Origin of the sequence: Streptomyces sp. SDr-06 (genome assembly GCF_003324565.1) — a bacterium.
GTDB lineage: Bacteria > Actinomycetota > Actinomycetes > Streptomycetales > Streptomycetaceae > Streptomyces.
Map to the genome: position 1 here is coordinate 136121 of NZ_QOLA01000009.1, position 20506 is coordinate 156626.

Sequence of the window (20506 nt, forward strand, 5' to 3'; positions counted from 1 at the left end):
CGTACCGCCCATCAACCGATCGGTTGATCCGGGGTCGAGCGCGATGGGCGATGTGGCGGACCCCCGCCGGACGGGATTCTCAATCCATGCCCATCATCGAGGTCAACTCAGTGCGCAAGACATACGGCCGCAGGCCCGCCGTCGACGGCGTCAGCTTCGCCGTCGAGGAGGGGGAGATCTTCGGGATCCTCGGGCCCAACGGCGCCGGCAAGACCACCACCGTCGAGTGCATCGAGGGGCTGCGGGTCCCGGACGCCGGGACGATCCGGGTGGCCGGCCACGACCCCGTCGCCGACCACGACGAGGTGACCCGCATCCTCGGCGCCCAGCTCCAGGAGAGCGAACTCCAGCCCAAGCTCACCGTGCGCGAGGCGCTCGAACTGTACGCCGCCTTCTACCCGAACCCGGCCGACTGGCGTCCGCTCGCCGACCGCCTCGGCCTCGCGGAGAAGCTGAACACCCGCTTCGCCAAGCTGTCCGGCGGCCAGAAGCAGCGCCTGTTCATCGCGCTCGCCCTCATCGGCAACCCCCGCGTCGTGGTGCTCGACGAACTCACCACCGGCCTCGACCCGCGGGCCCGGCGCGACACCTGGGAGCTGATCGAGGACGTACGCCGCGGCGGTGTCACCGTCCTGCTCGTCACGCACTTCATGGAGGAGGCCCAGCGCCTCTGCGACCGGGTCGCCGTCATCGACAAGGGGCGGATCGCCGCCCTGGACACCCCCTCCGGACTGATCCGGCGGGCGGCCGGCTCGACCGTCATCTCCTTCACCCCCTCGGCACCGCTCGACGGCCTCGCCCTGGACGCGCTGCCGCAGGCCGCCGCCGTGGAGGAGAAGCACGGCCGGGTGACCATCCACGGCACCGACGAGACCGTCAACGCCGTGATCACCCTGCTCGCCCGGCATCACATCACCGCCCACCAACTCCGCGTCTCCGAGGCCACCTTGGACGACGCGTTCCTGGACCTGACGGAGGCCTCGGCATGACCACCACCCTCACCTCGCAGCGCCCCGCCCGCGCCACCCGCACCTCCCGTCCGGCCGCCGTCGCCGTACTGAGGACGGAGGCCAAGCTGTTCCGCCGCGAGCCCGCCGGACTGTTCTGGATCATGGTGTTCCCGACCGTCCTGCTGGTCGTCCTCGGCTCGATCCCCGGCTTCCGCGACCCCGACAAGGCGCTCGGCGGCATCCGCTTCGTCGACGCCTATGTCCCCGTCGCCGTGCTCCTCTCCATGATCATGGCGGGCCTCCAGGCCATGCCGCCGGTCATCACCGGATACCGCGAGCGCGGCATCCTGCGCCGCATGTCGGCCACCCCCGTCCGCCCCTCCGCCCTGCTCGGCGCCCAGATGGGGCTGCACGGAGTGGCCGCCGTGATCTCGGCCGCCCTGTCCATCGCGCTGGGCCGCCTCGCCTTCCATGTGGCGCTGCCGCACCAGCTCTTCGGATACGCCTTCGCCCTGCTGCTCGCCGTGCTGAGCGCGCTCGCCCTCGGCGCCCTGGTCTCCGCCCTCTCCCGCACCTCGAAGGTCGCCAACGCCATCGGCTCCGCGGTGTTCTTCCCGATGATGTTCAGCGCGGGTGTGTGGCTGCCCGTCCAGGCGATGCCCGACACCCTGGGCCGCATCGTCGAGCTGCTGCCCTTCGGCGCGGCCGCCCAGGCCCTCAACGAGGCCGCGGCCGGCGGCTGGCCCGGCTGGGACCACCTCGGTGTCCTCGCCCTGTGGACCGTGCTCCTCTCGGCGGCCGCCACCCGCTGGTTCCGGTGGGAATGACAGCCGTGTCCTCCTGGGCCGGTCCCGATGCCGGACCGCGCGTGGACGAGACTGGGGCCATGAGCGACGGGGCGAGCACGGCGAAGCGGGATCCGGTGGAGGAACGGTGGGAGACGTTCCACCACTGGGGCCCCTATGGACTCCTCCTCATCGGCTGCCTCGCCTCCGCCGTCACCGCGGACCTGATCATGAGCACCGCCGACCGCTGGGCCGCCGCCGCCCTGGTCGGCGGCGCCCTGCTGCTCCAGCTCTGCTGGGGCCGGTTGCGCCGCTCCCGGCCGGGCCCGAGCACCGCGGGGGCCGTCTACTACTTCTCGCGCTGGGGTCTCGCCTTCGCGCTGACCTGGCTCAACCCGTTCTTCGCGTTCTACGCCGTCTGCGGTTACTTCGGCGCCCAGGCGCTGCTGCGCCGGCGGGTGCTGAAGATCGGCCTGTTCATGACCGCGGTCACCATGGCCGGCTCCCAGTCCGGCGGGCTGCCGCCGAAGGGACCCACGGGGTGGGTGGTGTTCGGCGCGGTGCTCGCCGTCAACGTCGTCCTCCTCACCGTGTTCAGCCATCTCGCCGCCCAGGAGGACGAGCGGGCCCGGGTGCAGACCGCGACCATCACCGAACTGGAGCTCACCAACGCGCGGCTCCAGCAGGCCCTCGACGAGAACGCCGCCCTGCACGCCCAACTCCTGCTCCAGGCGCGCGAGGCGGGCGTCGCCGACGAGCGCCGCCGGCTCGCCGCCGAGATCCACGACACCATCGCCCAGGGCCTGGCCGGGATCATCGCCCAGCTCCAGGTGGTCACGAGCAGCACCGACCCCGACCTCGTACGCGAACACCTCTCCAGCGCCCAGGCGCTGGCCCGGCACAGCCTCGGCGAGGCCCGCCGCTCGGTGCAGAACCTCAGCCCCCTCGACCTCGAACACGACCCGCTGCACGAGGCGTTGAAGAAGACCGTCGCCGAGTGGGGCGCCCGGCACGGCGTCCGCGCCGACTTCCTGGTGACCGGCACCGCCGTGCAGCTCCACGACGAGATCGAGGCCACGCTGCTCCGCATCGCCCAGGAGGCCCTCGCCAACGCGGGCCGCCACGCCCACGCCTCCCGCGTCGGCGTCACGCTCTCCTTCATGGGCGACGAGGTCTCCCTCGACGTCCGCGACGACGGCCGGGGCTTCGACCCGCTGGGCCTCCCGGCCCGCACCGGCGCCGGGGGCTTCGGCCTCGACGGCATGCGCGCCCGCGCCGAACGCATCGCGGGCAGCGTCACCGTGGAATCGGAGCCCGGCCATGGCACCGCGGTCTCCGCCCGCGTACCGTTGGTCCCCCATGAGCACTGACGCCACCATCACCCTCCTGATCTGCGACGACCACCCCGTAGTGCGGGACGGTCTGCGCGGCATGTTCGCCTCGGCCGACGGCTTCGAGGTCCTCGGCGAGGCCGCCGACGGAGTCGAGGGCGTCGACCTCGCCCAGCGGCTCGACCCGGACGTCGTCCTGATGGACCTGCGGATGCCCGGCGGCGGGGGAGTGGCGGCCATCGCCGAACTCACCCGGCGCGGGCTGCGCTCCAAGGTCCTCGTGCTCACCACGTACGACACCGACTCGGACACCCTCCCCGCGATCGAGGCGGGCGCCACCGGCTACCTCCTCAAGGACGCGCCGCGCGAGGAGTTGTTCACCGCGGTGCGCGCCGCCGCCGCGGGCCGCACCGTGCTCTCCCCGGCCGTCGCCTCCCGGCTGGTCACGGCGGTGCGCACGCCCGCGGTCCCCGCCGGTGAGCCGCTCTCGGGCCGTGAGCGCGAGGTCCTGGAACTGGTCTCCAAGGGCACCTCCAACCGGGAGATCGCCCGGGCCCTGTTCATCAGCGAGGCCACGGTGAAGACCCATCTGACGCACATCTACGGCAAGTTGGGCGTCAAGGACCGCGCGGCCGCCGTGGCGGTGGCGTACGACCGCAAGATCCTCGGCTAGCCGCCGCCCCTCGCGCCGTTCTCACCAGAGTCCGGGTATCAGCCTTCGGGTCCCGGCCGCGTACTCCCGGTAGGCGGTGCCCAGCGCCTCCGACAGGAGCTTCTCCTCGACGCGGATGCGGTAGCCGAGCGCCAGCGCGCCGCCCGCCGCGAGCACGAGGAGCGCGGCCGCGTTGTCCAGGGTCACCCCGAGCGCGAGACCCGCCAGCGCGATGCCGCTGTACGCGGGATGGCGCACCCAGCGGTAGGGACCCGACCGCACCACGCGGTGGTCCTGCTGGACATGGACCGTGCCGCGGAAGAAGCGGCCCAGGGTGACGATGGCCCACAGCCGCAGGCCTGCCCCGGCCCACGCGACGAGCAGCACCACGAGCCGTGCGGCGGCCGAGGACGTCGAGTAGTCGAGCGCCGGCGTCGCGCGGGCCACCGGGTGGACCGCCCACGAGATCGCGACGGCCGCCGCCACCAGGACCAGCAGGCTGCGCCACTCGGTGCGCTCGGTGGGCGCGCTGTTGGTCAACTGGCGGACCTGAAGAATGAGTTCACAGGCCAGCCAGGCGTAGAGGGTGATCTGGATCGCCAGACCGAGGTCGCCGCTCATGCCGCACCACTCCTTCGTCGCGCGCCGATGGCTCCGGCACGTTCGACGATCGCAGCCGGGGCGGGTGGAGCGGATCGGCCCGGGGGTGGACCGCGAGGTGGAGCTTTCGCCGCCCCGCCTCCACCCGCCGTCCACCCGGGCCGCTCCCTGCTGCCATGCCGTCCCGTCCCGACCGGGCCCGCGCCTACCCCGCCACCTTCAGCACCAGCACCGACCGGGCCGGAAGCGTCACGGTCTCGCCGCCGCGGTGCTCCCGCCCCGGCGCCGTCGCCTGTTCCTCCTCCGAGGTGTCCACGACCAGCTCGTAGGACGCGGCCCACGGCGGCCCCGGCAGCACGCAGCTCGCCGGGCGGTCCGCCGAGTGCAGCAGGATCAGGAAGCTGTCGTCGGTCACCGGGGCGCCCCGCGCGTCGCGGCCCGGGATGTCGCGGCCGGACAGATAGAGGCCCAGCGTCGCGGTCGGCGCGTACCAGTCCTGCTCCGTCATCTCCTCGCCCCGCGCCGTGAACCAGGCCAGGTCCCGCAGCCCGTCCGCGCCCTGCGCCCGGCCGGAGAAGAAGGCGCGGCGGCGCAGCACCGGATGGCGGTGTCTCAACTCCACGAGCCGGGTGGCCAGTTCGAGCAGCCCGCGCGGTCCTGGCTTCTCCAGGAGCGACCAGTCGACCCAGCTCACCTCGCCGTCCTGGCAGTAGGCGTTGTTGTTGCCGCCCTGCGTGCGGCCCATCTCGTCGCCCGCGACCAGCATCGGCACCCCGGTCGACACCAGCAGGGTGGTGAGCAGGTTCCGCAGCTGGCGGCGGCGCAGCGCGTTGATCCGCGGGTCGTCGGTCTCGCCCTCCACCCCGCAGTTCCAGGCCCGGTTGTCCTGGGTGCCGTCCCGGTTGCCCTCCCCGTTCGCCTCGTTGTGCTTGCGCTCGTACGACACCAGGTCCCGCAGGGTGAAACCGTCGTGCGCGGTCACGAAGTTGATGGAGGCGTACGGGCGCCGGCCGCCCCAGGCGTACAGGTCGCTGGAGCCCGAGAGCCGGTAGCCGAGGTCGCGCACGTCCGGCAGCGCGCCCCGCCAGAAGTCCCGTACGGCGTCGCGGTAGCGGTCGTTCCACTCGGTCCACAGCGGCGGGAAGGAGCCCACCTGGTAGCCGCCGTTGCCCACGTCCCACGGTTCCGCGATCAGTTTCACGCGGCGCAGCACCGGGTCCTGGGCGATCACGGCGAGAAAGGGCGACAGCATGTCCACGTCGTGCATCGAGCGGGCCAGCGCCGCCGCCAGGTCGAACCGGAAGCCGTCCACCCCCATCTCGGTCACCCAGTAGCGCAGCGAGTCCGTGATGAGGCGCAGCACATGGGGCTGGACCACATGAAGGGTGTTTCCGCAGCCCGTGTAGTCGGCGTAGCGGCGCGCGTCGGACTGGAGGCGGTAGTAGCCGCGGTTGTCGATGCCGCGCAGGGACAGCGTCGGCCCCAGCTCCCCGGCCTCGGCGGTGTGGTTGTACACCACGTCGAGGATGACCTCGATGCCGGCCGCGTGCAGCGCCCGCACCATCCGCTTGAACTCGCCGACCTGCTGTCCGGCCGTCCCGGACGCGGAATAGGCGGCGTGCGGGGCGAAGTAGCCGATCGAGTTGTAGCCCCAGTAGTTCCGCAGCCCGCGCCGCAGCAGGTGGTCCTCGTGCGCGAACTGGTGGACGGGGAGCAGCTCGACGGCCGTCACGCCGAGCCGCACCAGATGGTCCACGGCCGCCGGATGCGCGAGCCCCGCGTAGGTGCCGCGCAGCCGCTCGGGGATCTCCGGGTGCAGCCGGGTGAAGCCGCGTACGTGCAGCTCGTAGATGACCGAGTCGGACCAGGGCGTCTTCGGGCGCCGGTCGTCCGACCAGTCGTCGTCGTCCTGCACCACCACGCCCTTGGGGACGTGCGGCGCCGAGTCCCGGTCGTCGCGGACGGTGTCGGCGACCTGCTGCTGCGGCCAGTCCCGCACGTGCCCGTACACCTCGGGCGGCAGCGCGAAGTCCCCGTCCACGGCCCGCGCGTACGGGTCGAGGAGCAGCTTCGCCGGGTTCCAGCGGGCGCCCGTCCACGGGTCCCAGCGCCCGTGCACCCTAAATCCGTAGCGCTGCCCGGGGTGCACTCCCGGCACGAAGCCGTGCCAGATCTCGTGGGTCAGTTCGGTGAGCGCGAGCCGGGTCTCGGTGCCCGCCGCGTCGAAGAGGCAGAGCTCGACCGATTCGGCGCCGCCCGCCCACAGCGCGAAGTTGGTGCCCGCGACGCCGTCCGGGCCGACCCGGAAGCGGGCGCCCAGCGGGGTGGGCGCGCCCGGCCAGACAGGGGGGCGCAGGGCCCCCGGTTCGCCCCGGTGGCCGTTCACCTCGCGGTGCCCCCGCGGGCCGGGCGCGCGCCCCGCGGCACCCCGCACTGCCTCCTGCTCGGCTGCGCTCGACACCTGACGGCCTCCCGCGGCTCGGCGCAGGGCAGCGCGCGGCGTCCCGGCCGCGGCTCCCCATGCGTGTCCCTGCACCTGTTCTTCCCGCAACAGCCCTCGTACTCACGTTTCCCTGGGCGGGGCCCGGTCGTTGGGCGGGGCGTGAGAGACGTACTGAAGCGGGCAGGGGCGGGCGCGGCCGCCGCCCTGGCATGGGCAGGACTGACGGCGGTCCTGGTGACCGCGCTGACCGGGTGCTCGGGCGGCACCCTGGACATCGGCGACATCGGGGGCAAGCCGTTGACGCCGAAGGAGGCCATCCTGGTGACTCCGGACGACGGGGCCAAGGGGGTCAAGGCGGACGGGAAGGTGGAGGTGCGGGTGCCGGGCGGGCGCCTTGAGCGGGTCAGGATGATGAAGACGGAGGACGCCCAGCCCGAGGAGGTGCCGGGCAGGATCTCCGCGGACGGGCTCACCTGGACACCGAGCGCGGGCTCGCTGCAACTGGCCGCGCTGTACACGGTGGACACCGTCGCCCTGGACGGCCACGGCAGGCGCCAGGCCCGCCACACGACCTTCACCACGTATGTGCCCGAGCACCGGTTCATCGGCTACTTCAAGCCGGAGAACCGTTCGACGGTGGGCGTCGGCATGATCGTCTCGTTCAACTTCAACCAGGCGATCAAGGACCGGGCGGCCGTCGAGCGCGCCATCAGGATCACCTCGCAGCCCCCGGTGGACGTGCGGGGCCACTGGTTCGGCAAGGACCGGCTCGACTTCCGGCCCGAGAAGTACTGGGCGCCCGGCACCAAGGTCACCGTCGACATGCATCTGCGCGACGTGGTCGCGGCCCCCGGCGTGTACGGCATCCAGGACAAGACGGTGGGCTTCACCGTGGGGCGCGCCCAGGAGTCCCTCGTGGACGCGGAGGCGCACACCATGGAGGTGCGGCGGGGCGGCGAGCTGGTGTCCACGCTGCCGATCTCGGCGGGCTCGCCGAAGAACACCACGTACAACGGGAAGATGGTCGTCACCGAGATGTACGACGTGACGCGGATGAACAGCCAGACCGTCGGCTTCGGAGGGGAGTACGACATCCCGGACGTTCCGCACGCCATCCGGCTGACCAACACCGGCACCTTCCTGCACGGCAACTACTGGGCCCCCTCCAGCACCTTCGGCAACTCCAACACCAGCCATGGGTGTGTCGGTCTGCGGGATGTGAAGGGCGGCAGCTCGGACACCCCGGCGGGCTGGTTCTTCGACCGCACCCTCATCGGCGACGTGGTCGAGGTCGTCAACTCCCACGACCGTCAGGTCGCGCCCGACAACGGGCTCAGTGGCTGGAACCTGGACTGGGCGAAGTGGAAGGCGGGCTCCGCGATCTCCTGATTCGGGCTCACCCCTCGAACGCACGGCCCCTGACCGTTCCCGGTTAACGAACCGGGAACGGTTCCTGTGTTTTACCTGAGGGTTCCCGGACAAGTTGGGACTGAACGGTGACATGGGAGGGGAGATCGGGGCCCTTCCGGTGTGATTATCTAGCGCCGTGCGTGCGCGAGGACGTGCGCGGGGGTGAGTGAGTGCGGGCGGTGGCGGGGCCACGCCGTGCGAGGGGAGAAAAAGTCTTGAACGGGCAGCCAATTTCGGGGGCTTCGGCCGGGGCCGGGCGGCGCGGGAGCCGGGGCGGCGCACTGCTGGCCCTGCTGTTCGGCGCGATGCTGCTGCTGGTCACCGCGTGCGGCGGGGGCGACGGCTCCAGCTCCAAGGCCAAGGCGGGCAGCGGCGGCGGCGAGGACACCAAGGCCTCCGAAGCCGTCGTCACCATCCTGCCGGCGGACAACGCCAAGGACGTGGCCACGAACGGCGCGCTGAAGATATCCGCCGACAAGGGCAAGCTGTCCGCCGTCACCGTGGCCGACAGCAAGGGCAACGCGGTCGCGGGCAAGATATCCGCGGACGGCCTCGGCTGGGCCCCGGACCAGCACCTCGCCTCCGCGACGCAGTACAAGGTCCACGCGGTCGCCAAGGACGCCAAGGGCCGCGAGTCCGCCAAGGACACCACCTTCACCACCCTCGTGCCGACCAACACCTTCATCGGCCAGTACGTGCCCGAGGACGGCGAGACCGTCGGCGTGGGCATGCCGGTCTCCATCAACTTCAGCCGCGGGATCACCAACCCGGACGCGGTGAAGAAGGCGATCACCGTGACGGCCGAGCCGTCCGTCCCGGTCGAGGGCCACTGGTTCGGCAACGACCGCCTCGACTTCCGGCCCGAGCAGTACTGGGCTCCCGGCACCAAGGTCACCGTCAAGTTCAACCTCGACGGCGTCGAGGGCCGCCCCGGTGTCTACGGCAAGCAGACCCGCACCATCCACTTCACCATCGGCCGCTCCCAGGTCTCCACCGTCGACGCGAGCGCCCACACCATGAAGGTGGAGCGCGACGGCAAGCCCCTGAAGACCATCCCGATCAGCGCGGGCTCCCCGGCGAACACCACGTACAACGGGCAGATGGTCATCAGCGAGAAGTACGAGGTGACCCGGATGAACGGGGCCACGGTCGGCTTCGGCGGCGAGTACGACATCAAGGACGTGCCGCACGCGATGCGCCTGTCCAGCTCGGGCACCTTCATCCACGGCAACTACTGGGGCGACCCGTCGGTGTTCGGCTCGGCCAACACCAGCCACGGCTGCGTCGGTCTGCGCGACGCGCGCGGCGCGGGCGACCCGTCCACGCCGGCGGCCTGGTTCTACAACAACTCACTCATCGGTGACGTGGTCGTCGTGAAGAACTCCAAGGACAAGGTCATCCAGCCCGACAACGGCCTCAACGGCTGGAACCTCTCCTGGTCGGAGTGGACCAAGTAACTCCTCGTACGAGACCGACCGACGGACCCGGGCTGTGAGCGACAGCACCGGGTCCGTTGTCGTTAGTGACCGTTAACCTGCCTTCATGACTGTGAACCTCGAAGTTTCCGAAGGCGTCGGCACCATCCGCCTGGACCGCCCCCCGATGAACGCCCTCGACGTCGCGACCCAGGACCGGCTGCGCGAGCTGGCCGAGGAGGCGGCCCGGCGCACGGACGTGCGGGCCGTGGTCCTGTACGGCGGGGAGAAGCTGTTCGCGGCGGGCGCGGACATCAAGGAGATGCAGGCCATGGACCACGCGGCGATGGTCGTACGCGGCCGGGCGCTGCAGGACTCCTTCACCGCCGTCGCCAAGATCCCCAAGCCGGTCGTGGCGGCCGTCACCGGCTACGCGCTGGGCGGCGGCTGCGAGTTGGCGCTCTGCGCCGACTTCCGCATCGCGGGTGACAACGCCAAGCTGGGCCAGCCCGAGATCCTGCTCGGCCTCATCCCGGGCGCCGGCGGCACCCAGCGGCTGGCACGGCTCGTGGGCCCGTCCAAGGCCAAGGACCTCATCTTCACGGGCCGCCAGGTGAAGGCGGACGAGGCGCTCGCCATCGGCCTGGTCGACCAGGTGGTGCCGGCGGCCGAGGTGTACGAGCGGGCCGTGGCCTGGGCCGCGCGGCTCGCGCAGGGCCCGGCCATCGCGCTGCGTGCCGCCAAGGAGTCCATCGACGCCGGTCTGGAGACCGACATCGACACGGGGCTCGCCGTCGAACGCAACTGGTTCGCGGGTCTGTTCGCCACCGAGGACCGCGAGCGCGGCATGCGCAGCTTCGTGGAGGAGGGCCCCGGGAAGGCCAAGTTCCTCTGACGGCAGCGGAGTTGAGGCGGGGTCAACGGTGCGCTGTACATGTGAGGGCCGTGTGTACACCCTGTGGGGGGATTAGCACAGGCTTAAGCCGACCTTAAGCAGAACCCTTTCGGAACGCTTGGTGATCAAGCAAACGCAGCACGTCATTGCAGGTCGGGACGGGTGCGATGCATCATCGACTGCCCCCGTCATATGCCAAATCAGGACTCCGGAACGTCAGGTTCCGGAGTCCTGATTCCTGGGGAACGGCCCCGGAGGCCGCCCCGGGCCGCCATGATGGTGGCATGGCGGGGTTGGAGGGTGTGGAACAACCGGCGCAGCGCGTGAGTGCGACCGCGGCACGGTGGATGCCGTCCGCCGACGACGAACTGGCGCTGAAGGCGCTGGAGTTGTTCGGTAATCCGACGGAGGAGGAGGTGCGGCTGCCCTCGCGTCCGGAGTCCGCCGCCACCGCGCGCCGGATCACCCAGTCCGTCGTGCTGCGCCAGTGGGCGCTCTCGCCGACGCTCGCCGAGCACGCCGTGCTCCTCGTCTCCGAGCTGGTCGGCAACGCGGTCCGGCACACCGGGGCCCGCGTCTTCGGTTTGCGCATGCTGCGCCGCCGGGGCTGGATCCGCATCGAGGTCCGCGATCCGTCGCGCGGGCTGCCCTGTCTGATGCCGGTGCACGAGCTCGACATCAGCGGCCGCGGCCTGTTCCTGGTCGACAAGCTCTCCGACCGCTGGGGCGTGGATCTGCTGCCGCGCGGCAAGACCACCTGGTTCGAGATGCGGGTCGCCGATCGCTGAGCACCCCGTGCATCACAGAAGCCCCCTGGCTGCCGGGTGCGGCGCCGCGGGGGCTTCTGTGGGGCGCCGTGGGTCTGGGGGGGTGTGATCCACGGCGACTGAAGACGACCTGGCCCGGGTCAATGGGGGTCGTGACTCCGACTATGACAGATGGGCGGCCCATCATCAAAAGTCCTTAGTCGGACATAGCGGGATGAAGTATTACAGTTTAGCTGTGAATCGTAGGTGAGCTAGAGCACGCACCTTTCAAAGCATGAATAAATATCGACGCGGCTGAGTGAATAGGCGATCCGATCGCCTTTTCGGGCGCCCGGTGGGGCCGCGACCCGCAGGGGTCCTGAAATGGGTCAATCGTTACCTAGCGCCCTCCGGAGTACTTAAATGTCCATGTGTTGAATCCATCACCCCGTGCGGTCGACCGCCGCAGCGCCCTGCGGGCCGGGGCGGGCGCGGCCATCGCGGGGGCGTTCACGGCAGGCTGTTCGGATGACAAGGCCGGCGAGCAGCCGTCCGACTCCCCGACACCGTCGTCGTCCGCCTCCGCGGCGGCCGCTGCCCCCGCCCGCCCCCACACACCCCGCCCAGCACCGGCCCCCCGGTCCTTCCCCGGGCAGCCGGTCCAGATCAGCAGCGGACCCCGGGCCCGGCCCCAGGTCGCGCTCACCTTCCACGGCCAGGGCGACCCGAAGATCGCCACGTCCCTGCTCACCGAAGCCGAGAAGGCCGGTGCCCGGGTCACCGTCCTCGCCGTCGGCAGCTGGCTCGACGAGCAGCCCGCCATGGCCCGCCGCATCCTGGACGGCGGCCACGAGCTCGGCAACCACACCCAGAACCACATCGACATCTCCGCCCTGGACGAGTCGGAGGCGTACGCCGAGATCACCGGCTGCGCGGACCGGCTGCGCCGGCTCACCGGCTCCATCGGGACCTGGTTCAGGCCCTCCCGCGCCCAGGACGCGACGCCGCTCGTGCAGAGACTGGCCCGGCGCGCGGGGTACCCGCACGTCCTGTCCTACGACGTCGACTCCCTCGACTTCACCTCGCCCGGCGCCTCGGCCGTGACCCGCAACGTCACCGGGCAGATCCGCAACGGATCGGTGGTGAGCCTGCACTTCGGCTATGCGGACACGGTCGCCGCGCTGCCCGCCCTACTCGCCGAACTGGAACGCCGCCGACTGCGCGCGGTCACGACCACGGAGCTGTTGATCTGATGCCGACCGTAACGAAGAGGACCACCGTCCTGCTCGCGGCTGCCCTGCTCGCGGCCCTTGCCGGCTGCGGATCGGGCGCCGAGCACAAGAAGGAGGACGAGGCACTCGGCACCAAGGCCGCCCCGCCGCCCGCCGCCGCGAAGAAGGCCGTGCCGCAGGGCCTGCCCGGGATGCCGCCCGTCCTCGACCCCAAGGACGCCTACGCGGCCGACCGGCCGAACGCCCTCCAGCCCGCGGTCAAGAACTTCCTGCCGCGCGTCTACGTGCCCAACACCAACTCCAACACGGTCTCCGTGATCGACCCGGCCACCTACAAGGTCATCGAGACCATCCCGGTCGGCCACCAGCCGCAGCACGTCGTGCCGTCCTGGGACATGAAGACGCTCTGGGTCAACAACGACCTCGGCGACTCGCTCACCGCCATCGACCCGGCGACCGGCAAGACCGGGCGCACCGTCCAGGTCTCGGACCCGTACAACCTCTACTTCACCCCGAACGGCAAGTACGCCATCGTGATGGCCTCGATGGACCGCGAGCTCGTCTTCCGCGACCCGGTCACCATGAACCGGGTCAAGACGGTGCCGGTGACCTGCGCGGGCGTCAACCACGCCGACTTCTCCATGGACGGCCGCTACTTCATCGTCTCCTGCGAGTTCTCCGGTGAGCTGCTCAAGGTCGACACCGAGAAGATGCAGGTCGTCGGCCAGCAGAAGATCCCCTTCGACGGGGCGATGCCGCAGGACGTGAAGATGTCCCCGGACGGCAAGACCTTCTACATCGCGGACATGATGGCGCACGGCATGTGGGTCCTGGACGGCGACAGGTTCAGCAAGCCGACCCTGCTGCCCACCGGCAAGGGCTGCCACGGCCTCTACATCAGCCGCGACTCCAAGGAGATGTACATCTCCAACCGCGGCGAGGGCACCATCTCCATCTTCGACTTCACCCAGAACAAGCTGACCAAGAAGTGGGAGCTGCCCGACGGCGGCAGCCCCGACATGGGCGGCGTCTCCGCCGACGGCAAGGTGCTCTGGCTGTCCGGCCGCTACAACTCCGAGGTGTACGCCATCGACACCGCCACCGGCAAGGAGCTGGCCCGCATCCCGGTCGGCTCGGGCCCGCACGGACTCGCCGTCTACCCGCAGCCGGGCCGGTACTCGCTCGGCCACACCGGCATCTTCCGCTGAGCGGCCGAGGTGCCCCGCAGGCCATCGGCCCCGGGGCACCTCGGCGTCACCACAGCACCGGCAGCCGCTCCGGCAGGCGCTTGATGAACCCCGTGCGCCAGACCAGCTGTTCGGCCGGGACCGCCAGGCGCAGCCCCGGCATCCGGTCCGCCAGGACCGACAGGGCCGTCTCGGCGTGCAGTCGGGCGAGCCCGGTGGCCGGGCAGAAGTGCCGCCCGGCACCGAACGACAGGTGCGGGTTGTGCTCCCGGTCGAGGTCGAGGCGCTCGGGGTCGGTGAAGACCGCCGGGTCGAAGTTGGCGCCCTCCACCAGGACGAGCACCAGCTCGCCCTTCGCGACGAGCACGTCGCCCAGCCGTACGTCCTCCAGGGCGAGCCGCGGCAGCCCGTCGCCGATCGACAGGTTCCAGCGCAGCAGCTCGTCCACGGCCCGGCCCATGCGCTCCGGATGCTCGCGCAGGTAGCCGATGAGCTCCGGGTGCTGGAGCAGCGCGAGGACCGCGAGCACCAGGAACGAGGAGGTGGAGACCGCCCCCGCGCCGAACATCGAGACCGCCACCGTGGCCAGCATCTCGTCGGTCAGATGGGCGGACTCGCTGTCCTCGCGCAGCGCCCCGAGCCGGCCGAGCAGGCTGTCCGCCGGCACGTCGGGCGCGTTCAGGCGCTCCACCATGTAGCCGAGGTCCTTGTACCAGTTGAGCCCCGCGCCCTCGAAGGTGTGCGCGCTCGTCATGAAGGCGGTGTCGAGGCCCGACATGAGCCGGCGCCAGTCGGCGAACGGCACCCCGATGACCCGGCAGTGCAGCGCCGCCGAGAAGGGGTCGGCGAACCCCGCCCGGAGATCGGCCGGCGGCCCCTCGGCGAGCAGCGCCTCCACGAACTCGCCCGCACGCGTACGCAGTTGATCGGCGAGGCCGTCCGCGCGGGGGCTGAGGGACTTCATCACGGCGGAGCGAAGGCCCGCACTGTTGATGTTGCCCATGTTGTTGACGACCTCGGGCGGGATCGTCAGCGCGTACTGGCGGGGGACCCCGGCGCCAGCGGTGTCCTTGAGGCTGAACCGGGCGTCCTCCAGGACCTGTTTGGCCAGCGCGTGGCTGCTCACCAGCCAGGCGTGGTCGCCGGTGAGCGTGCGCACCCGGGCCACCGGCTGCTTCTCGCGCAGCCAGGCGCACTCCTCGGGCAGCACGTCCGCGCGGCGCGAGAGCGGGAAGTCGAGTACGGGCTCGGGAGTCATGCGGCGATTCCTTCCGGGCGCACCACGGCGTAGGCCTGATTGCGGGAGGCGCGCAGTCCGCCGCCCTTCGCGTAGAGGAGCTCGGTCAGCGGGATCGGCGCGTGGTAGGCCGAGACCGAGGAGGGGACGCCGAGAATGCCCGGGGTGTCCAGGAAGAAGGGGAGTTCCGCGGCGATGTAGTCGAGGCAGGCGGCGAGCTGGCGCGCGTCCGCCGCCGGTTCGCCGACCTTCGTGGAGAGGAAGTGCGCGGCCATGCCCTCGCAGCCCGCGCGGAAGACCGGGTCGGTCGCGAGGAAGTGCCGCACCCTGCGGTGCAGTAGCGCGTACACCGGGTTCCCGGCGAATTCCGAGAGGCCGTGCACCCCGGCCGGGACAACCGGCCCGGCCTCCTCGACGCCGCGCAGGATTCTGCGGCGTACCGCCTTGAGTTCCTTCGAGGCGCGGCGTGCCGCGTGGTCCTCCTCGTAGCCGAGCGCGCTGAACAGCTCGGCCACGTGGAGGTCGGCGTACACGATGTCGATGCGGGAGAACCGTGCGGAAGCCCAGCGGACGAGTTCGGTGATGCGGCCGGCGTTGAAGTAGCTGTTTCCCGGACTCACACCGATGAGGACGTGAGCGCCCTCGTCCCATATGTGGTGGCAACTTCGCGTGAAGGGCTGCACGGTGAATGCTTCAGTTGTGATGGTCACAGCTGTAAACGCCCCAGCGCCGCTAGTCCCTGGGTGCCCTGTGCTCCCGGTGTGGCGGCGACAGCAAGAAGTTATCCGGCAGTGGCGGAGCGTGAGGAAGCGGCAGGATGAAGTTGGCGCGAACTCCTCTTCGTGCGGCGGAAAACCGTTCTTTCCGTGTTTCTAACAGTCAGGGTCCCAGGGGCTCGGGTCCGGACCCGTTATCAGTGCGCGATCAGCAGCGCCTCCGAGCCGACCGGCCGGAAGCCCGCGGCCTGGAAGGTGCGCACGCTGCGCGCGTTCCCCGGCGACTGCTGCGCCCACAGCACCTGGTCAGGCACCAAGTGCCGGGCAGCGGTGGCCAGTTGGACACCCAGGCCCCGGCCGCGTGCGGACGCGTCCAGCTCGACCGCGACCTCCCAGCGGCCCGCGACTCCCCGGCCGAGGATCAGGACGCCGCCGTCCGCCGCCCACACCCGCACGTCGTCGCGGAACTTCAGGGCCCGGGCGACCCGGGGATGCTCCGGGTCCTCGATCTCGGTCAGCGCCACGTCGGGCTCGCCCGGCAGCGCGGTCGCGCAGGTCAGGAGGTCGACGCAGTTCATCGAGCGGCCCGTGCGGGCCATCAGCGCGGCCAGGAACCCCGGGTTCATCGAGGCGCCCAGGGGGTCGGCGTCCGTCCGCGCCAGGGCGGCCCTGAGCCACTCCTCGTCCTCGTCCAGGAAGATCACCGAGTGCGCGGTGAACGCGAGCACGCCCGCGTCCCGGTGACCCGGCTGTGCCACCACCGTCGTCCCGCCGTTTGCCGGCGGGAACTGTCCCCGTGCGGCGGCCGCCAGGATGTCGCCGAGCCCCCCGGCCGTGCGATGCGCCATGTCCCCGTTTCCGTTCTTCCCGTGTTCCTGTGTTCCTGTGTTCCTGATGCAGTGCGCCGAGCGGCCCGGGGTCTCCACCCGGAGGAAACCGGCCACTCGACTCCATGATCGGCGATGTCCGCCCCCGGCGCGGACGCCGCCCTCCAACCCCTGGCCGCCGCACCGTGCGCCCGCGTCGGCAGCTAATCTGACCCGCGTCAGAAACGCACCAAGCAGTAGCACCAACAAAGGGGTGGACCCAGTGGCGGACATCGAAGAGGCGCGCAAGGCGTTCGCGAAGCTCGACATCGACGGCGACGGACGCGTCACCGCGAGCGAGTACAAGGCGGTCATGGCGCAGCTGGGCGACTTCCACGTCACCGAGACGGTGGCCCAGGCCATCATCAAGGCCAAGGACGCCAACGGCGACGGCAAGCTCTCCTTCGAGGAGTTCTGGGCCTCGCTGAACAAGTGACCCCGATCGGCCCGGTGGCGTACGCCCGCTCGCGCGGACACGCCACCGGGGCCGGGCCGGAATAACACCCCGGGCCCGCCGGTTGCCGGAGCGTGCCAACGCACCAACTCCGGAAGGCCAGCTCATGAAGATCGGCATCATCGGCGCGGGCAACATCGGCGGCAACCTCACCCGCCGCCTCACCGCGCTCGGCCACGACGTATCGGTCGCCAACTCCCGCGGCCCGCACACGCTTTCCGCCCTCGCCGAGGAGACCGGCGCCACGCCGGTCACCGTCGCCGAGGCGGCCGACGGCGCGCAGGTCGTCGTGGTCACCATCCCGCTCAAGCACGTACCCGACCTGCCCAAGGGCTTCCTCGACGGCGCGGCCGACGGCCTCGCCGTCATCGACACCGGGAACTACTACCCCAAGGAGCGCGACGGCCGGATCGACGCGATCGAGGAGGGCCTGCCCGAGAGCCGCTGGACCGAGCAGCACATCGGCCACCCGGTGATCAAGGTCTTCAACGGCACCTACGCGCAGGACCTGCTGGAGCGCCCGCGCCCCAAGGGCGACCCCGAGCGGATCGCGGTGCCGGTGGCGGGCGACGACGCGGCGGCCAAGCAGCTGGTCCGCGAGCTCGTCGACGAGCTGGGCTTCGACACCGTGGACGCGGGCGGCATCGACGACTCCTGGCGCCAGCAGCCCGCCACCCCCGTCTACGGGCTGCGCGGCGGCGTCGCGGAGGTCACCGAGGCGCTCGCGGCGGCGCCCAGGGAGCGCCCCGCGGCGCACAGCTTCTGAGCGGTGCTCAGCACTCGATGATGTTGACGGCGAGGCCGCCGCGGGCGGTCTCCTTGTACTTGACGCTCATGTCGGCCCCCGTCTCCTTCATCGTCTTGATGACCTTGTCCAGGGACACCTTGTGGCTGCCGTCACCGCGCATCGCCATCTTGGCGGCGGTGACGGCCTTCACGGCGGCCATGCCGTTGCGCTCGATGCACGGGATCTGGACCAGACCGCCGACCGGGTCGCAGGTCAGACCCAGGTTGTGCTCCATGCCGATCTCGGCCGCGTTCTCCACCTGCTCCGGGGTGCCGCCGAGCACCTCGGCGAGCGCGCCCGCCGCCATCGAGCAGGCGGAGCCGACCTCGCCCTGGCAGCCGACCTCGGCGCCGGAGATCGAGGCGTTCTCCTTGAACAGCATGCCGATCGCACCCGCCGAGAGCAGGAAGCGCACGATGCCGTCCTCGTCCGCGCCGGGCACGAAGTTCGTGTAGTAGTGCAGCACCGCCGGGATGATGCCCGCCGCGCCGTTGGTGGGGGCGGTCACGACCCGGCCGCCCGCCGCGTTCTCCTCGTTGACGGCCATCGCGTACAGCGTCGCCCACTCCATGGCGTGCGCCTCGGGATTGCCCTCCGCGCGCAGCTGGCGGGCGGTGGTGGCGGCGCGGCGGCGGACCTTGAGGCCGCCGGGCAGGATGCCCTCGCGGGACATGCCGCGCGAGACACAGGCCTGCATGACCCGCCAGATGTCGAGCAGCCCGGAGCGGATCTCGTCCTCGGTGCGCCAGGCCTTCTCGTTCTCCAGCATCAGCGCGGAGATCGACAGACCGGTGTCCCGGGCCAGCCGAAGCAGCTCGTCGCCGGTGCGGAAGGGGTGCTTGAGTACGGTGTCGTCCGGCACGATCGGGTTGTCGCCCGCCACCGCGTCCTCGTCGACGACGAAGCCGCCACCCACCGAGTAGTACGTCTTCTCCAGGATCAGCGCGCCGTCGAGGTCGTAGGCGAAGACCGTCATGCCGTTGGCGTGGTAGGGCAGCGCCTTGCGGCGGTGCAGGACGAGGTCGTCGTCGTAGGCGAAGTCGATCTCGTGCATGCCCAGCACGTTGAGCCGCCCCGCGTCCTTGATCTGCTCCACCCGGTCGTCGGCGGTCTCCACGTCGACCGTGCGCGGGGAGGCGCCCTCCAGGCCGAGCAGCACCGCCTTCGGCGTGCCGTGGCCGTGGCCGGTGGCGCCGAGCGAGCCGTACAGCTCCGCGCGTATCCGCGCGGTGTGCGCGATCAGGCCCTCGTTCTTCAGCCGGGCCGCGAACATCCGGGCCGCCCGCATCGGACCGACGGTGTGGGAGCTGGACGGGCCGATGCCGATCGAGAACAGGTCGAAGACCGAGATGGCCACGGGGACTCCTTGGGGGGTCTGGTAGACGCCGTTGTCTGCCGGGGTGGTGCAGAGCAAAGCCGGCACAGCATGGGATGGGGCACCGCGCTCACTTCCCAGTGTGCGCGGTGCCCCGGGGCTTCGTACGGAATGAACCGAGAACTAAAGCGTACGAAACTACTTCAGGCCGGGGTACAGCGGGTGCTTGGCGGCCAGAGCGGACACCCGGGCGGCCAGGGCGTCCTTGTCGAAGTCCGGCTTCAGGGTCTCGGCGATGATGTCGGCGACCTCGCGGAAGTCGTCGTCGCCGAAGCCGCGGGTGGCGAGCGCCGGGGTGCCGATCCGCAGGCCCGAGGTGACCATCGGCGGCCGCGGGTCGTTCGGGATGGCGTTGCGGTTGACCGTGATGCCGACCTCGTGGAGGCGGTCCTCCGCCTGCTGGCCGTCGAGCTCCGAGTTGCGCAGGTCCACCAGGACCAGGTGCACGTCGGTGCCGCCGGTCAGGACGTCGACGCCGACGGCCTTCACGTCGTCCTGGACCAGGCGCTCGGCCAGGATCCGGGCGCCGTCCAGGGTGCGCTGCTGGCGCTCCTTGAACTCCGGCGAGGCCGCGACCTTGAACGAGACCGCCTTGGCCGCGATCACGTGCTCCAGGGGGCCGCCCTGCTGACCGGGGAAGACCGCCGAGTTGATCTTCTTGGCGAGCTCCTGCGTCGACAGGATGACACCGCCGCGCGGGCCGCCGAGGGTCTTGTGCGTGGTGGTGGTCACGACGTGGGCGTGCGGCACCGGGTTGGGGTGCAGACCCGCGGCGACCAGGCCCGCGAAGTGGGCCATGTCGACCATCAGGTAGGCGCCGACCTCGTCCGCGATCCGGCGGAACGCGGCGAAGTCGAGCTGCCGCGGGTAGGCGGACCAGCCGGCCACGATCAGCTGCGGCTTGGACTCCTTGGCCAGGCGCTCGACCTCGGCCATGTCGACCTCGCCGGTCTCGTCGACGTGGTACGGGACCACGTTGTAGAGCTTGCCGGAGAAGTTGATCTTCATGCCGTGGGTCAGGTGACCGCCGTGGGCCAGGTTCAGACCCATGATCGTGTCGCCCGGCTTGAGCAGCGCGAACATCGCGGCCGCGTTCGCCTGGGCGCCCGAGTGCGGCTGCACGTTGGCGGCCTCGGCGCCGAAGAGCGCCTTGATGCGGTCGATCGCGATCTGCTCGACCACGTCGACGTGCTCGCAGCCGCCGTAGTAGCGGCGGCCCGGGTAGCCCTCGGCGTACTTGTTGGTGAGGACCGAGCCCTGGGCCTCCATGACCGCGACCGGAGCGAAGTTCTCCGAGGCGATCATCTCGAGGGTGGACTGCTGACGGTGGAGCTCGGCGTCGACGGCGGCGGCGACGTCCGGGTCCAGCTCGTGGAGGGGCTGGTTCAGAAGCGACATCAGACGATCCCTGTATCCCTGTGGTCT

At 71.0% G+C, this 20506-nt stretch carries 19 protein-coding genes; 12 read left to right on the forward strand and 7 right to left on the reverse strand.

Annotated elements, in window-relative coordinates; translation table 11 throughout:
* The first annotated feature begins 86 nt into the window (after nucleotides 1–86).
* The 4 genes from DT019_RS20140 to DT019_RS20155 are packed head-to-tail and all read left to right on the forward strand — an operon-like array spanning nucleotide 87 to nucleotide 3739.
* Nucleotides 87–989: an ABC transporter ATP-binding protein gene (locus tag DT019_RS20140; protein WP_189389746.1), complete on the forward strand. Its 903-nt coding sequence runs from the start codon at nucleotides 87–89 to the stop codon at nucleotides 987–989.
* Nucleotides 986–1777, forward strand: a complete 792-nt coding sequence (locus DT019_RS20145; protein WP_114038263.1) for an ABC transporter permease — start codon at nucleotides 986–988, stop codon at nucleotides 1775–1777. The genes DT019_RS20140 and DT019_RS20145 overlap by 4 nt, the downstream gene beginning before the upstream one ends.
* A gap of 59 nt (nucleotides 1778–1836) precedes the next feature.
* Nucleotides 1837–3105: a sensor histidine kinase gene (locus DT019_RS20150; RefSeq protein ID WP_114038264.1), complete on the forward strand. Its 1269-nt coding sequence runs from the start codon at nucleotides 1837–1839 to the stop codon at nucleotides 3103–3105.
* Nucleotides 3095–3739 carry a response regulator gene (locus DT019_RS20155; RefSeq protein WP_114038265.1) on the forward strand — a complete coding sequence of 215 codons (645 nt, stop codon included), beginning with the start codon at nucleotides 3095–3097 and terminating at the stop codon, nucleotides 3737–3739. The genes DT019_RS20150 and DT019_RS20155 overlap by 11 nt, the downstream gene beginning before the upstream one ends.
* A 21-nt stretch (nucleotides 3740–3760) precedes the next feature.
* Here the strand turns inward: DT019_RS20155 and DT019_RS20160 are convergent, their stop codons facing one another.
* On the reverse strand, nucleotides 3761–4339 hold the full coding sequence (locus tag DT019_RS20160; RefSeq protein WP_114038266.1) for a methyltransferase family protein: 579 nt from the start codon (nucleotides 4337–4339) through the stop codon (nucleotides 3761–3763).
* A 184-nt stretch (nucleotides 4340–4523) separates the two neighbouring features.
* On the reverse strand, nucleotides 4524–6779 hold the full coding sequence (glgX, locus tag DT019_RS20165) for a glycogen debranching protein GlgX (protein WP_114038267.1): 2256 nt from the start codon (nucleotides 6777–6779) through the stop codon (nucleotides 4524–4526).
* A gap of 141 nt (nucleotides 6780–6920) precedes the next feature.
* Here glgX and DT019_RS20170 point away from each other — a divergent pair, with 141 nt between their 5' ends.
* The 6 genes from DT019_RS20170 to DT019_RS20195 all read left to right on the forward strand — a co-directional run bounded on the left by DT019_RS20170 (nucleotide 6921) and on the right by DT019_RS20195 (nucleotide 13667).
* Entirely contained in the window at nucleotides 6921–8150 is a 1230-nt protein-coding gene (locus DT019_RS20170; RefSeq protein WP_114038268.1) for an Ig-like domain-containing protein, read from the forward strand.
* Nucleotides 8151–8386: 236 nt separating this feature from the next.
* Entirely contained in the window at nucleotides 8387–9628 is a 1242-nt protein-coding gene (locus DT019_RS20175; protein WP_189389748.1) for an Ig-like domain-containing protein, read from the forward strand.
* A gap of 85 nt (nucleotides 9629–9713) precedes the next feature.
* A complete protein-coding gene (locus DT019_RS20180) occupies nucleotides 9714–10481 on the forward strand; it encodes an enoyl-CoA hydratase/isomerase family protein (protein ID WP_114038269.1) in 768 nt (255 codons plus the stop codon).
* A gap of 284 nt (nucleotides 10482–10765) precedes the next feature.
* Nucleotides 10766–11269 carry an ATP-binding protein gene (locus DT019_RS20185; protein WP_189963864.1) on the forward strand — a complete coding sequence of 168 codons (504 nt, stop codon included), beginning with the start codon at nucleotides 10766–10768 and terminating at the stop codon, nucleotides 11267–11269.
* A 389-nt stretch (nucleotides 11270–11658) separates the two neighbouring features.
* The gene (locus DT019_RS20190) at nucleotides 11659–12480 is read left to right on the forward strand and encodes a polysaccharide deacetylase family protein (protein WP_388979852.1); all 822 of its coding nucleotides are present in this window, start codon (nucleotides 11659–11661) and stop codon (nucleotides 12478–12480) included.
* Nucleotides 12480–13667: a YncE family protein gene (locus DT019_RS20195; protein ID WP_114038271.1), complete on the forward strand. Its 1188-nt coding sequence runs from the start codon at nucleotides 12480–12482 to the stop codon at nucleotides 13665–13667. Before DT019_RS20190 ends, DT019_RS20195 begins: the two co-directional genes overlap by 1 nt.
* 46 nt (nucleotides 13668–13713) lie before the next feature.
* Here the strand turns inward: DT019_RS20195 and DT019_RS20200 are convergent, their stop codons facing one another.
* From DT019_RS20200 to DT019_RS20210, 3 genes are all read right to left on the reverse strand, one after another.
* Nucleotides 13714–14904: a cytochrome P450 gene (locus tag DT019_RS20200; RefSeq protein ID WP_114038272.1), complete on the reverse strand. Its 1191-nt coding sequence runs from the start codon at nucleotides 14902–14904 to the stop codon at nucleotides 13714–13716.
* Nucleotides 14901–15593: a tRNA-dependent cyclodipeptide synthase gene (locus DT019_RS20205; protein ID WP_114038273.1), complete on the reverse strand. Its 693-nt coding sequence runs from the start codon at nucleotides 15591–15593 to the stop codon at nucleotides 14901–14903. Before DT019_RS20205 ends, DT019_RS20200 begins: the two co-directional genes overlap by 4 nt.
* Nucleotides 15594–15796: 203 nt before the next feature.
* Nucleotides 15797–16447: a GNAT family N-acetyltransferase gene (locus tag DT019_RS20210; RefSeq protein ID WP_114038274.1), complete on the reverse strand. Its 651-nt coding sequence runs from the start codon at nucleotides 16445–16447 to the stop codon at nucleotides 15797–15799.
* Between the two features lie 241 nt (nucleotides 16448–16688).
* On the opposite strand from DT019_RS20210, the gene DT019_RS20215 reads away from it, so the two are divergent.
* Together DT019_RS20215 and DT019_RS20220 are read left to right on the forward strand one after the other, a co-directional pair.
* Complete coding sequence (locus DT019_RS20215) at nucleotides 16689–16901, forward strand: EF-hand domain-containing protein (RefSeq protein WP_053726211.1); 213 nt, start codon at nucleotides 16689–16691, stop codon at nucleotides 16899–16901.
* Between the two features lie 82 nt (nucleotides 16902–16983).
* Entirely contained in the window at nucleotides 16984–17685 is a 702-nt protein-coding gene (locus tag DT019_RS20220) for an NADPH-dependent F420 reductase (RefSeq protein WP_114038275.1), read from the forward strand.
* Between the two features lie 7 nt (nucleotides 17686–17692).
* Here the strand turns inward: DT019_RS20220 and DT019_RS20225 are convergent, their stop codons facing one another.
* Both DT019_RS20225 and glyA read right to left on the reverse strand, forming a co-directional pair.
* Nucleotides 17693–19063: an L-serine ammonia-lyase gene (locus DT019_RS20225; RefSeq protein ID WP_114038276.1), complete on the reverse strand. Its 1371-nt coding sequence runs from the start codon at nucleotides 19061–19063 to the stop codon at nucleotides 17693–17695.
* 156 nt (nucleotides 19064–19219) lie between these two features.
* A complete protein-coding gene (gene glyA, locus DT019_RS20230; protein WP_114038277.1) occupies nucleotides 19220–20479 on the reverse strand; it encodes a serine hydroxymethyltransferase in 1260 nt (419 codons plus the stop codon).
* Nucleotides 20480–20506 lie beyond the last annotated feature (27 nt).

What these genes read in the sequence shown, in the direction of transcription:
- glyA (WP_114038277.1), bottom strand. Translation starts at nt 20,479, where the DNA reads ATGTCGCTTCTGAACCAGCCCCTCCACGAGCTGGACCCGGACGTCGCC.
- DT019_RS20150 (WP_114038264.1), top strand. Translation starts at nt 1,837, where the DNA reads ATGAGCGACGGGGCGAGCACGGCGAAGCGGGATCCGGTGGAGGAACGG.
- DT019_RS20195 (WP_114038271.1), top strand. Translation starts at nt 12,480, where the DNA reads ATGCCGACCGTAACGAAGAGGACCACCGTCCTGCTCGCGGCTGCCCTG.
- DT019_RS20185 (WP_189963864.1), top strand. Translation starts at nt 10,766, where the DNA reads ATGGCGGGGTTGGAGGGTGTGGAACAACCGGCGCAGCGCGTGAGTGCG.
- DT019_RS20160 (WP_114038266.1), bottom strand. Translation starts at nt 4,339, where the DNA reads ATGAGCGGCGACCTCGGTCTGGCGATCCAGATCACCCTCTACGCCTGG.
- DT019_RS20155 (WP_114038265.1), top strand. Translation starts at nt 3,095, where the DNA reads ATGAGCACTGACGCCACCATCACCCTCCTGATCTGCGACGACCACCCC.
- DT019_RS20145 (WP_114038263.1), top strand. Translation starts at nt 986, where the DNA reads ATGACCACCACCCTCACCTCGCAGCGCCCCGCCCGCGCCACCCGCACC.
- DT019_RS20210 (WP_114038274.1), bottom strand. Translation starts at nt 16,447, where the DNA reads ATGGCGCATCGCACGGCCGGGGGGCTCGGCGACATCCTGGCGGCCGCC.
- DT019_RS20180 (WP_114038269.1), top strand. Translation starts at nt 9,714, where the DNA reads ATGACTGTGAACCTCGAAGTTTCCGAAGGCGTCGGCACCATCCGCCTG.
- DT019_RS20140 (WP_189389746.1), top strand. Translation starts at nt 87, where the DNA reads ATGCCCATCATCGAGGTCAACTCAGTGCGCAAGACATACGGCCGCAGG.
- DT019_RS20200 (WP_114038272.1), bottom strand. Translation starts at nt 14,904, where the DNA reads ATGACTCCCGAGCCCGTACTCGACTTCCCGCTCTCGCGCCGCGCGGAC.